Below are 15,773 nucleotides of genomic sequence, written 5' to 3'. Positions count from 1 at the left end.
TCCCTTAAACGATATTACTTAAATTTTATCATATTTTTTTATAAATTCAATTATTTTATTTAAAAATTTTCTATTTTATTTGTATATTTTATTTTTTTAATTGTAAAAAAAAACACTAAAATATAAAATCATATTTTAGTGTTTTTATTTTTACTCATCATCTAATTTTTGAAAAATTTTCATTTTTTCATCTACAACTTTATTGTGATGTTTTAAACATAAATTTGCTAGTTCAAAATTAATATTTTTTATTTTTTTAAAAGCTACTTCAGAATGTTTTTCTAATTTTTTATCTCCAATTAAAACTTTTTTTATTCTTCTAAAAAGTCCAATTCTTCCTTTTCCACTATCATGTAAAAGAGCCAATTTTAGATATATTTTTTCTTTTGATAAAATTTCATTTTTTTCTACTTTTTTTAACAATTTATAGGAATGAATTTTGTCATATTCTCCCATTTTAGAGAATATCTCAAATTCTTCAAGAGATAGAATTTCTCTTATCTCCTTATTCCACTCATTATTAAAATTGGAAAAAAGATATAAACAAACCTGCTTTATTCTAGCAACAAACATATTAATTCCAGCTTTCACTCAACAATCTACCATTGTCATATTTAATAACTGTATCTATACTTCCATCTTCTCTATATTTATACCAAGTTCCATCTTTTCTACCATTTCTATACTTACCTTCTTCTGAAACTTGTCCATTACTCCAATAAAATTTCCAATCTCCATTCCCATCTTTAAAAAGACTTTTATGTAGCAATTTTCCATTTTTATCGTAGGCTTCTATTCCATTTACTCTATCATTTACATAATAGACAATAGATTTTAACTTTCCGTTATTATAATACGATCTTTGTTTTCCATTAAGTTTACCTTTTGTGTACATTTCAGATAATAATTTTATTCCTTTATCTTTAGAGAAATATGCAGTTTCTCCATTTAAAAGTCCATTCTCATATTGCTCTATGTATTCTATATTATCTTCTATAATAACTCCAAAAGTTCCTGTAAATGGAGTTGATTCTGAACCTTTTTTATAAGCAATCTTGTCTATAACTTTCTTATCATAGATATCAACTATTGATGCTTTATCAATTTTTTGCTCTGGTTCATCTTCAACATATACTTCTTCTTCAACTTTTTTATTTTCTTTTTCAGTATTAATATTTGCAATCTCAACTTTTTTATCTTTTTTTTCTATTTTTTCATCAACTTTTTTATTAATTTTATTTTCTTTATTTGGACTAGTTTTTTTTGCCTGTACTTTTTCTCCGATAATTTCTCTAGATATATCATCAAGTGACATAACTTCTTGAATTTCTTCAGCATTAACTATTGAAAAATTTAATAAAATTGCAATTGATAACAAAAATTTATTTATATTTTTCATTATTTCTCCCGATTCTATTTTGAATAATTAGGTGCTTCTTTAGTTATTGTAATATCATGAGGATGGCTTTCTATCAAACCTGCTCCTGTTATTTTTACAAACTTACCATTTTCTTGTAAATCTTTTATTGTCTTAGTTCCACAGTATCCCATTCCTGCTCTTATTCCCCCAGCAAGTTGGAATACAACATCTTTTACAGATCCTTTGTAAGCTATACGACCTTCTATTCCTTCTGGAACTAATTTAGAGTTATCACTTTCTCCAGCTTGGAAATATCTATCTTTTGACCCTCTTTTCATTGCAGCAATCGATCCCATTCCAACATATATTTTAAATCTTCTTCCTTCAAGTATAATTTCTTCTCCTGGAGCTTCTTTTGTCCCAGCAAGTAAACCACCTAACATAACACAGTCACCACCTGCTGCTAAAGCCTTAACTATATCCCCAGAAAGTTTTATTCCTCCATCTGCTATGACTCCAATTCCTTTATCTTTACAATATTCATATACATCGTTAACTGCTGTAAGTTGAGGGACTCCAACACCTGCCACAACTCTTGTAGTACAAATAGAACCTGGTCCTATTCCTACTTTTACAGCTGATACTCCTGCTTCAATTAATTCTTTTGCAGCTTCTGCTGTAACTATATTTCCTCCAACTACATCTAATTCTGGGAAATTTCTTTTAATTTCTTTTATCATATTTATTACACCTTGTGAGTGTCCATGAGCAGAATCAACTGTTATTATATCTACTCCAGCTTTTACTAAAGCTCTAACTCTATCTATTGTATCTGGTGCAATACCAACAGCTGCTCCACATCTTAATTTTCCTAAATCATCTTTACAAGCGTTTGGATATTGTATTAAATTATCTATATCTTTTATAGTTATTAATCCTTTTAGATATCCATTTTCATCTGTAATAGGTAACTTTTCAATTCTATTTGCTAATAAAATTTCTTTTGCTTGTTCTAATGTTGTTCCAACTGGAGCTGTAATAAGTCCTTCCTTTGTCATTATATCTCCAACTGGTTGATCTAAATCTTTACGGTATTTTATATCTCTATTAGTTATTATTCCAATTAATTTTCCATCTTTTTCTATAACAGGAAGTCCAGATATTTTATATCTTTTCATTAATTCTTCAGCTTGATAAACTCTACTTTCCTCACTTAAAGTTATAGGATCTGTTATCATTCCACTTTCAGATCTCTTTACTCTATCTACTTCAGCAGCTTGTTCTTCAATAGACATATTTTTATGAACAAAACCTATTCCACCTTGTCTAGCTAATGCAATAGCAAGTTTCGATTCTGTTACAGTGTCCATAGCTGCACTTAATATTGGTAAATTTAATGTTATTTTTTTTGTAAGTCTTGTTTTTAAACTAACTTCATGTGGAAGCACATCCGATTTAGCTGGTATTAATAAAACGTCATCAAAGGTTATTCCTTCTTTTACAATTTTTCCTTTCATTTTTCCTCCTGATTTAAAATATAGATATTATAATTCCTAATAAATTTAAATAATTTTTGATATTATAGCACACAATTTAAAGTCTATCAACAAATTACAAAAAAGAATAAACTAACTTCTGTTAAATAAAGTCTCTGACGTCCGTATTAGTTCGAAGAGCCTATGTTCATTGAGCTCGTAGAACTCATACGGCTGTCAAGAGACTAATTTTTTTATTTAATTTTACACTTTCCTATAGAAATATAAAATAATTTTTAATGATTTTTAATAATTTTTAATACTTCATTCATAACTGTAGCAAAATTTTCTCTAAAAGCAATTTTAGCTCTGTTATCATATTGAGTTTCTTCATTATTAATAATTATCAAATTATCCCCATGAAAATAATTAATGTAGTATGCTGCCGGATAAACTGTTAAGCTAGTTCCTGCTATAACCAAAGTATCTGCTTTTTCAATTTCTTTTATTGCCTTTTCAACAACTATCTCATCTAAATTTTCACCATATAAAGTCACTTCTGGTCTAACTATTCCTCCACAATTACAAGAAAAATTATGACTATCTTTTTTATTACAAGATAAACAATACCATCTTTTTAAACTACCATGTAATTCTAATACATTTTTATTTCCAGCCATTTGGTGTAAATCATCTATATTTTGAGTTATTACAGCCTTTAATATACCCTTTTTTTCTAATTCTGCTAAAGCTAAATGACCTTTATTAGGTTTTATTCCATTAATATTTAATTCATTTTCAATATATTCCATAAAAATATTTCTATTTGAATAAAAGAAATTTGAACTCAATATTTCTTCAGGTCTATACTTTCCTTTATACAAAGTGCTATATAAGCCATCTTTTCCTCTAAAACTTTTTAATCCACTGTCAGTTGAAGCACCTGCCCCTGTAAAAAATACTAAATGTCTTGATTTTTTTATTATTTCTACAAATTCTTCTATTTTTTTGTCCACAGCATAAGCCTCCTTATTTATTAATTAGCTATTTTTTAATTATATAACATTTTTTATTATATAGGAATGTATAAAATTAAATAGAAAATTTTAGTTTCTGACGTCCGTATTAGTTCGTAGAGCCTGTGTTTATTGAGCTCGTAGAACTCATACGGTGGTCAAGAGACTTCATTTATTATACTAAGAAAGTATAAAGTTAAATAGTAAAATTAGTCTCTGATGTCCGTATTAGTTCGTAGAGCCTGTGTTTATTGAGCTCGTAGAACTCATATGGCTATCAAGAGACTTCATTTATTTTATAGGAATGTGTAAAATTTTATTAATTTCATTTATTACTTACTTGATTTTTTGATAAATATAGGTTATCATAATAAAAATATAATTTTAAGTGATATAAACAATATTTTATTTATATTAAATCCCTGGCATCTGTATTAGTTGAAGGGCCTGTGTTTATTGAGCCCATAAAACTTATACAATTGTCTAGGGATTTTATTTATTATTTTTTAGGAGTGATCGGAATGATTAATACAAAGAAAGTTTGGATGAATGGTAAATTAGTAAATCACGATGAAGCAAACATACATGTGCTATCTCATGTTGTTCATTATGGGAGCTCATTTTTTGAAGGTATAAGACTTTATAAAACTGAAAATGGTCCAGCTATTTTTAGATTAAAGGAACATGTTAAAAGATTGTTCGATTCTGCAAAAATTTATAGAACAGAAATTCCTTATACACATGAAGAAGTTGAACAAGCTATTATTGATACTGTAAAAGCTAATAATTTGGAACAAGGTTATATAAGACCTATTGCTTATCGTGGATATTTTGAGCTTGGAGTTAACCCTACTAGATGTCCTGTTGACCTTGCTATTGCTGCATGGAGTTGGGGTGCATATCTAGGAGAAGAAGCTCTTGAAAAAGGTATAAAAGTTCAAGTATCTTCTTGGAGAAGACCTGCTCTTAATACTTTACCATCTTTAGCTAAAGCTGGTGGAAACTACTTAAGTTCTCAACTTATAAAAATGGAAGCCCTTGCTAATGGTTTTGAAGAAGGAATTGCTTTAGATTATTTAGGAAATATCAGTGAAGGTAGTGGTGAAAATCTTTTTGTTGTTATCAATAATCAATTAATAACTCCAAACCTTTCTTCATCTGCTTTAGGTGGAATTACAAAAGATACTGTAATTACTCTTGCTAAAGAACTTGGATATGAAGTTATTGAAAAATCTATACCTAGAGAACTTCTTTATACTTGTGATGAATTATTTTTAACAGGTACAGCTGCAGAAATTACACCTGTTTATTCTGTTGACCATATAAATGTTGGAAATGGAGCAAAAACTGTTACTAAAGCTATACAAAAAGAATTTTTCAAGTTAGTTCAAGGAACTCATGAATTATCTAAAAAATATTTAACTTATGTAAAATAAAAAATAAAGTCTCTTGACAGCCGTATAAGTTTACGAGCTTAGTAAGTATAGGCTCTTCTAACTAATACTGACGTTGGAGATTATTTATAGATTATTAAATTTATACTTTTTCTATATGAAAATAAAATCCCTAATTATCCATATGAGTTTTTATATAAAAACTTTTTATCTAATATGGATATCAGGGATTATTTTTTACTTATTTTTCAACAATTTCCCCTCACTAGAAGCAAATATATCTTCTATTGTCATCTGAAAATCAAGTTCTCTCTTTTCTTTTTCTGCTCTTGCTTTTAATTTTTCTAAGTGAATATTTTTTATTTCATTATCAAAGGGTAAATTTCCTATATCAAGATATCTTATCATACCCTCTAAATCTCTAGCTGGCATAACTTTCCCCAAATTATATTTTGATGGAGCAAAAGGAATATCTATTATCCCCTCCTCAAACGCTCTTGAAATTCCATCTTCCAATGATGAATTTTCAGATAATGAAAATATTTTTTCAATTATACTCTTTGTTTCTTTTTTTATTAATTCCTTTTCAAAAAGTATTTCTTCATTAAATTTTATATCCTGACATTCTTCAATTTCCAAAATAGCTCTTGTTAAGAACAAAGAATTTATCATGGTATTTGATAGAGAATTTTTATTATATTCTTCTGGATTTTTTACAAATATTCTATCTGCTTTTGAAAAAGCTCCAACTGTAGCTCCATAAGAAATCAACGAATATGATTTCATTTCATCGTTTGGAAAGCCTCCTATCCATTGATTAAAAATAGTATTAATTTCTATATCTTTAAAGGAAAATTTTTCTAAATACTCCGCTACTTGTTCTCTAAGTGCTTGTAAACTAGCTATATCTTGAATAATATTTCCATATTGAGCAACTCCTATGCTTATATTCTTTACTCCTTGCTCAACAGCAAGTAAAGTTTCTAATATTTGTATTGAATTAGATATAGAAGGTGGAATTAAAGTGGCTGTAAGTGGAGAATATATTTCTCTATTAATATGAACTCCTCTTTCCTCATAATAACCTACTAATCTATCAACATATCTCCATTTTTCAATACTACTTTTTACTTGAACCGACTTACTGAAAGGAATATTATGGCTTATTCCTCCCCCATCTAAAGATGAAAATCCACTCAAAAAAGACATTTCAGCTAAAAGCCTTGCATCTTGTGAACTATGTTTTATCTGTATAGGAACCTCTGTATCATTCACTATTTTTCTACATAATTTTACTCCATAAGTTATAAGTGGAAAACCATTTAAAAGACTTTTATTTGCTTTCATAGAGTCTTCTAATCCTCTTTTAGCATTTTCATAATTATTCTCTCTTGTATGGGAATCAATAATTATTGAAAGAATATCTGCTTGTCCTACTTTACTTAAATTTTCCAAATTCTCTATTATATCTTCTAATAATGTTTCTTTAGTATAGGCCTGTATTAATTTTTTACCTATTTTCTTCATCTTTTTTATTTTCTGAGAAAAATTTTTTGTTTCTGATAAAGACTTATGAAATCTTATAGCTGTTTCTAAATCAAAATTATCAAAATTTTTATGCTTATCTAAAAATTTTTCTCTATTTTCTAAAAATATGTCTTCTTCAATCTGCTTGAATACAATAGACATTAAAATCCCCCTACACTTCAATCAAATATTTTTTCATAATTTCATATGCTACATCTCTATAGTCATTTCCCAATAATCCCATAGATGACATAATATATTTTTTATCTACTAAAAATTTAGGATACTTTGGTTTTAGCATTAGTGTATCCTCTTCAAAAAGAGATTGTTCCAATATTTTTATTGGATTTCTACTATTAATTATTGCTCCTCCTGTACCTACAACATATTTTGCATTTCTAAGATCTTTACCACTCTGAGCAAATATAGTTCCCATAGGTGAGTATACACATTCTAAAATTCCTACATGTCTGTTAATTGCTATCTCCACACAAATCTTTGCCATCATCTCATCAAATTCAACATCTTCTTGAATTTCTGAAACAAATTGAGGATTGTTTTGCCTATATATAAAATTTTCTCTTATATCTACTTTAGAATCCTTAGTTCCTAAATGTGTTCTTATTTTATTTAAAGTTGTTGCTTCATAGAGTGCCATAGCTGAATATCTCATGCCAAGGTCTCCTTCAACGGTTCTTTTAGAATACGGCTCTTCCATACCCTTTATCTGAACACTATTATTATCAGGTAAGCCTTTTCCAATAGAATGAACATCAGTAGTGGCTCCTCCAATATCTACAACCAATAGAGAACTTTTGTCCTTATCTTCATTTTGAAATTCAAAAAATACTTCTGCTGCTTTCAATACTGCAGTAGGTGTTGGCATTATTATATTACCAACTATTTTTTGAACATTTTCCATTCCTTTGGCTTTTACAATATTTTTCATAAAAACCATTCTAATTATTTCTCTAACGGGCTCAACGTTTATCTTATTTACAACAGGCATAACATTTTCAGTTAAATAGTATTCAATTCCATTTTTTTCAAAAATATCTACTATTTCCCCTTTTGCTTCTTCGTTTCCAGCCACAACGATAGGTTTATTTAAATTACTTTTAGCTAAAATTGAAGCATTTTCTAAAATATATTCTCTATTCCCACCGTTAGTTCCACCTGTTAATAAAATAATATCATAGTCTGTTTTTCTTAACTCTTCAATCTTGTTTTCGTCTAGAAAAAAACCATAAGTTTTCATAACTCTGGCCCCAGAACTTAAGGCAGCTTTTTTTGCTGCTTCTGTCGTTAACTCTGGAACTAAACCTATTGCCACTATTTTTAATCCTCCTGCTGCTGAGGAACAGGCTACTCTTTTTATAATTTCATAATTATTTTTTCCAATTTTCTTATCTAAGTCATTAAAAATAATCTTTTCTGCTTCTTTATAACCCAATGTAACATCTGTTTTTATTGTTGTCATGGCTCTAGATGTGGCTAGTATTTCTTTTTCATCTATATCTATTGCTGTGAGTTTAGTATAGGTACTTCCAAAATCAATAGTCATATATATTTTTTTCATATATATCTACTCCACTTCAAGATCTTTTTTTAAATCTTCAATAGTTTTTTCTATTGGTGTTCCTGGTTTATATGCTCTATCAAATCCCATTTCTTTAAATCTTTTTTCGGTTTTTTCCCATTCTTCATTATTTGAACCGATATTTCCACCAATATACAGTAAAATATCTCCTAAACCATACTCTTTACATTTTTCTCTAATTCCTTGACAATCTAATTCTCCATATCCATATATTGAGGAAACGATTATTGCATCTGAATTTGTTTCTAATGCGGCATTTATAAAGTCTATTTGTGGAGATAAAGCTCCTATATTTACAACATCAAAATCATTTTCTTCCAATTTTGAATGTATAATTTTATTTCCAATAGTATGACAATCTGAGCCAATTACTCCTATAACTACTTTTTTCTTAGGCATTTTTTAAAATCCTCCAATTCTAAAACTTTTCATCTCCTTATTATACCCCATTATGTATAAAATTAAATAGATAAATTTTCCATTAAGTTAGTTACTTTCAAATTTTTCTTTTCAATATCTTTATAATACCTATATGTCGCTACTTTCAATTCAGAACATGCTTCTTCATCAGCAACAATTATAGCTTTTTCATGTAGTTGAAGAGCTGATATAGTCCACAAATGATTTACTCCACATTCAACTCCTTGATACAAAGCTCTTGCTTTATTATATCCATTTACCATAATCAATACTTCTCTTGCATCCATAATTGTTCCTACTCCAACTGTCAAAGCAAGTTTTGGAACTTTTGTCATATCATTATCAAAAAATCTTGAATTGCTAAGTATTGTATCCTCTGTTAATTCTTTATCTCTTGTTCTTGATTTTAAAGATGAACCTGGTTCATTAAAAGCAATATGACCATCAACTCCAACTCCACCTAAAAATAAATCAATTCCTCCGGCTTCTACAATTTTTCTTTCATAATTTTTACATTCTTCAACATAGTTTTCAGCCATTCCATCAAGTATATTAACATTTTCCTTTTTTATATCTATATGATTAAAGAAATTGTTAAACATATAATAATGGTAACTTTGAGGGTGATTCGCTTCTAATCCAACATATTCATCCATGTTAAAAGTTACTACATGTTCAAAACTTACTAATCCTTTTTCATAAAATTCTATTAACCTTTTGTACATTTGTAAGGGAGTGCTACCTGTTGGAAGTCCCAACACAAACTTCCTATCTTTAGTTGGATTAAATTCCCTTATTTTTTTCATAACATATACTGCTGCCCAATCTCCTACATTATCTTCTGTTATTATTACTCTCATTTATCCTCCTTTTAAACCTATATTTTTTTATTTAAAGAGCATTTTTATACATTTTTCCTTGATAACTATTTCTTTCTTTCAATAATTTTTGTATCGAATTTAGTACATCTACTTTTTTTAAACTCCACAAAGGAGCTATTAATGTATCTCTATTTCCATCTCCTGTCATTCTATGGATAATTATATCGGGAGAAATATTTTCTAATATATTTACTATTTTTTCAATATATTCTTCTTTTGTATTAACTTTTAATTTCCCACTGTTATACAAACTTTCTAATCCCGTTCCTTTTTCAACATACATAAGGTGTAACTTTATCCCCCAAGTTCCACATTTTTGAGCAAACATTGTAGTTTTAAAATAATCTTCTTTTTCTTCTTTAGGTAATCCTATTATTATATGAGTTACAAATTTTATATTTAATTTTTTTAATTTTTCTGTGCTTTTTTGATAAATTTCTGTCTTGTATGCTCTATTAAAAAAATGAGCAACTTCATCATTTATAGTTTGTAAACCTAACTCAATCCATAAAAAAGTTTTTTTATTAATTTCTGATAATAATTCCAAGATATCATTTTCTAAGCAATCCGGTCTTGTAGCTATTGCTAAACCCACTATATCAGGATGTGACAAAGCTTCTTCATAAATTTTTCTTAAATAATCAACATCTGCATAAGTGTTTGTAAAATTCTGAAAATATGCTATATATTTATTACCATTATATTTTTTTGAAATCAATTTTATTTGGTCTTCTATTTGATTATATATACTTTTATTTCTCCCTGAAGTAAAGTCTCCACTTCCACTTTCACCACAAAAAATACAGCCCCCTTTAGATAATTTACCATCTCTATTAGGACAAGTGAAACCTCCATCCAAAGAAACTTTATATATTTTTTCTCCAAATTTATTTTTCAAATAGTTATTTATCGTATTTATTTTTTCCGACATAAGTATTTTCACATCACTTTTATTTTTGTTTATATTTTAACATAAAATTATACTTTTGATAAGAAATAAAATAAATAAACTATCTTCGAACTAATACGGACGTCAGAGACTAATAAGTATTTAAACTTATACTTTCCTATACAATAAAAAAAAGATAAGACTATTACATACGTAACAGTCTTACCTTATTTGTATTTTAAATTTTATTAGTAATTAAAGAATGTAACTTTAATTAGATGATTAGAACCATCCTCTAACTTTCATAGCTTCTGCTATTCTCTTTATAGATTTCATATAAGTAGCTTGTCTGAAAGAAATAGGTTGTCCTTTTTGATCAAATTCTTTCTTTAATGCCCAAATAGGTGTGAAAGCATCTACCATAGCTCTTTCTTCTTTTTCTTCAACTTCTTTTTCTGTCCAATAATATCCATAGATATTTTGTACCCATTCGAAGTAAGATACTGTAACTCCTCCAGCATTTGTTAAAACGTCAGGAGTAACTACTACACCTTTTTTATAAAGAACTTCATCAGCTTCTGGAGTTATTGGTCCGTTTGCTCCTTCACAAATAATTCCAGCTTTTATTAATTCAGCTTCGTGTTCTTTAATAGCATTTTCTAGTGCACATGGAGCTATAGCTTCAACGTTTAAAGCCCAGAATTCATCCATAGTTAATTCTTTTGCACCAGCAACTTTTGTTAAACTTCCAGCAGCTTTAGCAGCTTCTAATTCTTCAAAAGTAAATCCTGATTCTTTATATATAGCAAATGCTCCTTTTGCTTTTTCAAATTCAGCAACTGCTACAACTTTTCCACCTAATTTCATTATATTTTTAACAGAGTATTTTCCAACATTTCCAAAACCTTGAACAGCAACTGTTGCTCCTTTAAGGTCTTTTCCTAATGCTTTAAATGCTTCTCTCATAGTAACTGCAACACCAAATCCAGTTGCTTCATTTCTTCCTTGAGATCCACCATAAGTTAATGGTTTTCCTGTGAAAACTCCTATAGTTTGTTCTCCAGTTAATTTATTATATTCATCTTGCATCCAAGCCATTATTTGTCCATTTGTATTTACATCTGGAGCAGGAACGTCAACTTTTTCTCCTAAGTATTTCCACATTCCTCTTACCCAACCTCTTGAAAGTTGTTCTAATTCTCTTTGAGATAATTCAGAAGGATCTACAGTAATTCCACCTTTTCCTCCTCCATAAGGGATTCCAGTTACTTGACATTTAATACTCATCCATAGAGAAAGAGCTTTTACTTCATCAGCATTAACGTTTTGATGGAATCTGATTCCTCCTTTGAAAGGTCCTACTGCATCGTTATGAGCTGATCTGTATCCTTTAAATGTTTTTATTGAACCATCATCCATTTTTACAGGTATAGTGATTTCAATTATTCTTTGAGGTTCCTTTAATAATTCATACACAGCTGGATCTAGTCCTAAAGCTTCACATGCCTTCTTTACTTGTTTTTGTCCGCTTTCTAGTGGATTTAAAGTTTCTTTACTCATTGATAATTCCTCCTTAAAAAAATAAAATTAAAATAAACAGACTTAACAAAAATCTTTTAAATTCATTTACTATCTATTTATATTTTATATTCTATCATATTTTTTTTATATGTCAATATAAAAAAATCATATTTTTTTAAGTTCAAAGTGTTTAATTTTAGTAATATTTTATTTGAATTATTTTTTTATATATTTTTTAATTCTTATATTTATTGTATATATAATTTTGACCTTTTAATATAGATTTTTAATTGTTATCTATTTTAATATAATATTTTTATATTTTTGATTAAGATTTGCCCTTTCAATTTATTTTTTTTATGTTATAATTTACTAAATGACTAATAAATTTAGTAAATTAATTAAAAAATTTTAGGAGGTTTTAAATGAAAGTTTTATTTTATGGTGTAAGAGATGTAGAAGTTCCTTTATTTCATGAATTAAACAAAAAATTTGGTTATGAAATAGAATTAATTCCAGACTACTTAAACAGTAAAGAAACTGCAGAAAAAGCAAAAGGATTTGAATGTGTTGTTTTACGTGGAAACTGTTTTGCAACTAAAGAAGTTTTAGATATGTATAAAAGCTATGGAGTAAAGTATTTATTTACTAGAACTGTTGGAACTAACCATATCGATGTAAAATATGCAAAAGAAATTGGTTTAAAATTAGCATATGTTCCTTTCTATTCTCCTAATGCAATAGCTGAATTAGCTGTATCATTAGCAATGTCTTTATTAAGATCTTTACCTTACACTGCTGAAAAATTCAAAAATAGAGATTTTACAGTTGATGCTCAAATGTTCTCAAAAGAAATCAGAAACTGTACTGTTGGGGTTGTAGGACTTGGAAGAATAGGTTTTACAGCTGCTAAATTATTTAAAGGATTAGGAGCTAATGTTTTAGGATATGATATGTTCCCAAAAACTGGTGTTGAAGATATCGTTACTCAAGTTTCTATGGATGAATTAATAGCAAATAGTGATATCATAACATTACATGCACCATTTATAAAAGAAAACGGAAAAATAGTTACTAAAGAATTCTTAGCTAAAATGAAAAAAGGTTCTATATTAGTAAATACTGCAAGAGGAGAATTAATGGATTTAACTGCTGTTATAGAAGCTCTTGAAAGTGGTCACTTAGCTGGTGCTGGTATAGATACTATCGAAGGAGAAGTTAATTATTTCTTTAAAAACTTCTCAGATAAAGAAGCTAAATTCAAACTAGACTTCCCTGAATTTAACAGATTACTTGATTTATATCCAAGAGTTCTTGTAACTCCACACGTTGGTTCTTACACTGATGAAGCTGCATCAAATATGATAGAAACTTCTTTTGATAACTTAAAAGAATATTTAGATACTGGTGCTTGTAAAAACGATATAAAATAAGAAATCTTTAAACAGAAAAAGTAATATTTAATTTAAAAAATAAAGTCTCTTGACAGTTATATAAGTTCTACGAGCTCAATAAATACAGTCTCTTTAACTAATATGGATGTCAGAGACTATTTTTATTTAATTTTATACTTTACTATACAAGAAAAAGAAATCATAATCAGCATTGTAATAAACTTCTTAACATGATAAATTATATTTTCTTAAGATATTTACATAATAAAAAGCAGGATTAATTTCCTGCTTTTTACATTATAATTTTTTACTAATTTTACACACTTATTTCTATTTTAAGTCCAAATTAGTACCAAAGACAAAATATTAAAATAGACTTTCTTTTAAAATTAATATTAATAGAATATTATATATACTTGTATTATTCCCACTCAATAGTAGCAGGCGGTTTAGAAGAAATATCATAAGTCAATCTATTAACCCCCTTAACCTCATTCAAAATTCTATTAGAAACTTTTTCTAAAAATTCATAAGGTAAGTGAGACCAAGTAGCAGTCATAAAGTCTATTGTATTAGCAGATCTTAAAACAGCTGTATATTCATAAGTTCTTTCATCTCCCATAACTCCAACAGATTTTACAGGAAGTAAAACAACAAAAGCTTGACTAACTTTATTATATAAATCAGCCTTTCTCAATTCTTCTATAAATATTGCATCAGCTTCTCTTAAAATATCAGCTTTCTCTTTAGTAACTTCTCCTAAAATTCTAATTCCTAAACCAGGTCCTGGGAATGGATGTCTATCGACCATATAATCAGGAATACCTAATTCTCTACCAACTTTTCTAACTTCATCTTTAAATAATTCTCTTAAAGGTTCAAGTAATTCAAATTTTAAATCTTCTGGTAAACCTCCAACATTGTGATGAGATTTTATAGTAACAGATGGTCCTTTAACAGAAACAGATTCAATTACATCTGGATAAATAGTTCCTTGTGCTAAAAATTCAGCCCCTTCAATCTTCTTAGCTTCTTCATTGAATACTTCAACAAATTCTTTTCCTATAATTTTTCTCTTAGTTTCAGGATCAGTTACTCCTGCAAGTTTTGTTAAAAATCTTTCTTCTGCATTTACACATTTTATATTCATATCAAAATTTTTAGCGTAAACTTCCATAACTTGTTTAGCTTCATCTTTTCTAAGTAAACCTGTATCAACAAAGATACAAGTTAATTGTCTCCCTATTGCCTTATTAATAAGAGCAGCTGCAACAGATGAATCAACTCCACCAGATAGACCTAGTATTACTTGTTTATTTCCAACTCTTTCTTTTATTTGTTTTATAGTTGCTTCAATATAGTTTTCCATTGACCAATTTTTTTCTGCTTTTGCTATTTCAAAAACAAAGTTTTTAAGCATGTCAAAACCATGTTGAGAGTGTGTAACTTCTGGATGATATTGAAATGCATAGATATTTTTATCACTATTTTCAATAGCAGCTATTGAAGAATCTGTATGAGCTATAATTTTAAAATCTGGAGCCATTTCTGTAACATGATCTCCGTGACTCATCCAGACAGTAGTTTTATTTGGAATATTTTTATATAGTATATGATTTTTATCATCAAGTTCTAATTCAGCTTTACCAAACTCTTGTTTATCTGCTCTTGCAACTTTTCCTCCATGTAAATGAGTAATTAATTGCATTCCGTAGCAAAGTCCAAGAATTGGAATATTTTTTTGAAATAACTTTATATCTAAACTTGGAGCACCTTCAGCATAGACAGAAGCTGGACCTCCTGAAAGAATAATTCCTTTCGGATTTCTATCCAAAATCTTCTCAATATCTTCATGAAAAGGAACTACTTCAGCATATACTCCCATTTCTCTAACTCTTCTTGCTATAAGTTGATTATATTGAGAACCGAAGTCAAGTATTACAATTCCATTTTTTTTCATTATAAAACCTCCACTTTTTAAATTAAAGTATTATATCATATTTTAAGAGTTTTTTAAATATTTAATTTTTATAGCTAATATAATTTAAACAAAAAAACACATCTAAAAGATGTGTTAAAATTCATAAATGGCGCTTCTTGATGGACTCGAACCAACGACACTGCGGTTAACAGCCGCATGCTCTACCGACTGAGCTAAAGAAGCATAATGCTTGGCAAATCCATACTCTCCCAGGCCGCTTCCAGCCAAGTACCATCAGCGTATATGGGCTTAACTTCTAGGTTCGGAATGTTACTAGGTATACCCCCATAGCTATTCTCACCAAGCAATTTAATT

General features: G+C 28.3%; 13 protein-coding genes, 1 tRNA gene and 1 rRNA gene. 2 read left to right on the top strand and 13 right to left on the bottom strand.

Annotated features, from left to right (window positions below):
* Window positions 1-150: 150 nt before the first annotated feature.
* From BQ2505_RS04595 to BQ2505_RS04580, 4 genes are all read right to left on the bottom strand, one after another.
* Window positions 151-591 carry an HD domain-containing protein gene (locus tag BQ2505_RS04595; protein WP_187367083.1) on the bottom strand — a complete coding sequence of 147 codons (441 nt, stop codon included), beginning with the start codon at window positions 589-591 and terminating at the stop codon, window positions 151-153.
* Window positions 575-1,399 carry a toxin-antitoxin system YwqK family antitoxin gene (locus BQ2505_RS04590; protein ID WP_074016602.1) on the bottom strand — a complete coding sequence of 275 codons (825 nt, stop codon included), beginning with the start codon at window positions 1,397-1,399 and terminating at the stop codon, window positions 575-577. The genes BQ2505_RS04595 and BQ2505_RS04590 overlap by 17 nt, the downstream gene beginning before the upstream one ends.
* Before the next feature lie 14 nt (window positions 1,400-1,413).
* On the bottom strand, window positions 1,414-2,877 hold the full coding sequence (gene guaB, locus BQ2505_RS04585) for an IMP dehydrogenase (RefSeq protein WP_074016601.1): 1,464 nt from the start codon (window positions 2,875-2,877) through the stop codon (window positions 1,414-1,416).
* A gap of 254 nt (window positions 2,878-3,131) precedes the next feature.
* On the bottom strand, window positions 3,132-3,851 hold the full coding sequence (locus BQ2505_RS04580) for an NAD-dependent protein deacylase (protein ID WP_074016600.1): 720 nt from the start codon (window positions 3,849-3,851) through the stop codon (window positions 3,132-3,134).
* Between the two features lie 521 nt (window positions 3,852-4,372).
* Between BQ2505_RS04580 and BQ2505_RS04575 the strand changes: the two genes are divergently transcribed.
* Entirely contained in the window at window positions 4,373-5,287 is a 915-nt protein-coding gene (locus tag BQ2505_RS04575; protein ID WP_074016599.1) for a branched-chain amino acid transaminase, read from the top strand.
* Between the two features lie 195 nt (window positions 5,288-5,482).
* Here BQ2505_RS04575 and BQ2505_RS04570 read toward each other — a convergent pair whose 3' ends face one another.
* The 6 genes from BQ2505_RS04570 to BQ2505_RS04545 form a co-directional block, all read right to left on the bottom strand.
* Window positions 5,483-6,934, bottom strand: coding sequence for a methylaspartate mutase subunit E (locus BQ2505_RS04570; protein ID WP_074016598.1), 1,452 nt, complete (start codon window positions 6,932-6,934; stop codon window positions 5,483-5,485).
* Between the two features lie 10 nt (window positions 6,935-6,944).
* A complete protein-coding gene (glmL, locus tag BQ2505_RS04565) occupies window positions 6,945-8,351 on the bottom strand; it encodes a methylaspartate mutase accessory protein GlmL (protein ID WP_074016597.1) in 1,407 nt (468 codons plus the stop codon).
* Between the two features lie 6 nt (window positions 8,352-8,357).
* Window positions 8,358-8,771, bottom strand: a complete 414-nt coding sequence (gene glmS / locus BQ2505_RS04560) for a methylaspartate mutase subunit S (RefSeq protein ID WP_074016596.1) — start codon at window positions 8,769-8,771, stop codon at window positions 8,358-8,360.
* A gap of 62 nt (window positions 8,772-8,833) precedes the next feature.
* A complete protein-coding gene (gene nagB / locus BQ2505_RS04555) occupies window positions 8,834-9,652 on the bottom strand; it encodes a glucosamine-6-phosphate deaminase (RefSeq protein WP_074016595.1) in 819 nt (272 codons plus the stop codon).
* A gap of 31 nt (window positions 9,653-9,683) precedes the next feature.
* Window positions 9,684-10,604 carry a tRNA modification radical SAM protein MnmL/YtqA gene (locus BQ2505_RS04550; RefSeq protein WP_074016594.1) on the bottom strand — a complete coding sequence of 307 codons (921 nt, stop codon included), beginning with the start codon at window positions 10,602-10,604 and terminating at the stop codon, window positions 9,684-9,686.
* A gap of 240 nt (window positions 10,605-10,844) precedes the next feature.
* Window positions 10,845-12,122, bottom strand: a complete 1,278-nt coding sequence (locus BQ2505_RS04545; RefSeq protein ID WP_074016593.1) for a Glu/Leu/Phe/Val family dehydrogenase — start codon at window positions 12,120-12,122, stop codon at window positions 10,845-10,847.
* A gap of 386 nt (window positions 12,123-12,508) precedes the next feature.
* Here BQ2505_RS04545 and BQ2505_RS04540 point away from each other — a divergent pair, with 386 nt between their 5' ends.
* Window positions 12,509-13,516 carry a 2-hydroxyacid dehydrogenase gene (locus BQ2505_RS04540; RefSeq protein ID WP_074016592.1) on the top strand — a complete coding sequence of 336 codons (1,008 nt, stop codon included), beginning with the start codon at window positions 12,509-12,511 and terminating at the stop codon, window positions 13,514-13,516.
* Between the two features lie 382 nt (window positions 13,517-13,898).
* On the opposite strand, the gene guaA is transcribed toward BQ2505_RS04540, so the two are convergent.
* The 3 genes from guaA to rrf form a co-directional block, all read right to left on the bottom strand.
* Window positions 13,899-15,437 (bottom strand): glutamine-hydrolyzing GMP synthase, encoded by a 1,539-nt coding sequence (gene guaA, locus BQ2505_RS04535; RefSeq protein ID WP_074016591.1) that lies wholly within the window; start codon window positions 15,435-15,437, stop codon window positions 13,899-13,901.
* Between the two features lie 128 nt (window positions 15,438-15,565).
* Window positions 15,566-15,641 (bottom strand) — tRNA-Asn (locus tag BQ2505_RS04530).
* Window positions 15,642-15,646: 5 nt separating this feature from the next.
* Window positions 15,647-15,763: ribosomal RNA gene (gene rrf, locus BQ2505_RS04525) — 5S ribosomal RNA — on the bottom strand.
* Between the last annotated feature and the right edge of the window lie 10 nt (window positions 15,764-15,773).

Source organism: Fusobacterium massiliense (assembly GCF_900095705.1).
Taxonomy (GTDB): Bacteria; Fusobacteriota; Fusobacteriia; order Fusobacteriales; family Fusobacteriaceae; genus Fusobacterium; species Fusobacterium massiliense.
The sequence above is the reverse complement of the archived record's forward strand: the minus strand, read 5'-3'. Positions and strand labels throughout refer to the sequence as shown.

Bases quoted from the DNA above. Each gene is read 5' to 3' on its own strand.
- BQ2505_RS04590 (WP_074016602.1), bottom strand. From the start codon at position 1,399: ATGAAAAATATAAATAAATTTTTGTTATCAATTGCAATTTTATTAAAT.
- guaB (WP_074016601.1), bottom strand. From the start codon at position 2,877: ATGAAAGGAAAAATTGTAAAAGAAGGAATAACCTTTGATGACGTTTTA.
- BQ2505_RS04575 (WP_074016599.1), top strand. From the start codon at position 4,373: ATGATTAATACAAAGAAAGTTTGGATGAATGGTAAATTAGTAAATCAC.
- BQ2505_RS04570 (WP_074016598.1), bottom strand. From the start codon at position 6,934: ATGTCTATTGTATTCAAGCAGATTGAAGAAGACATATTTTTAGAAAAT.
- glmL (WP_074016597.1), bottom strand. From the start codon at position 8,351: ATGAAAAAAATATATATGACTATTGATTTTGGAAGTACCTATACTAAA.
- glmS (WP_074016596.1), bottom strand. From the start codon at position 8,771: ATGCCTAAGAAAAAAGTAGTTATAGGAGTAATTGGCTCAGATTGTCAT.
- nagB (WP_074016595.1), bottom strand. From the start codon at position 9,652: ATGAGAGTAATAATAACAGAAGATAATGTAGGAGATTGGGCAGCAGTA.
- BQ2505_RS04550 (WP_074016594.1), bottom strand. From the start codon at position 10,604: ATGTCGGAAAAAATAAATACGATAAATAACTATTTGAAAAATAAATTT.
- BQ2505_RS04545 (WP_074016593.1), bottom strand. From the start codon at position 12,122: ATGAGTAAAGAAACTTTAAATCCACTAGAAAGCGGACAAAAACAAGTA.
- BQ2505_RS04540 (WP_074016592.1), top strand. From the start codon at position 12,509: ATGAAAGTTTTATTTTATGGTGTAAGAGATGTAGAAGTTCCTTTATTT.
- guaA (WP_074016591.1), bottom strand. From the start codon at position 15,437: ATGAAAAAAAATGGAATTGTAATACTTGACTTCGGTTCTCAATATAAT.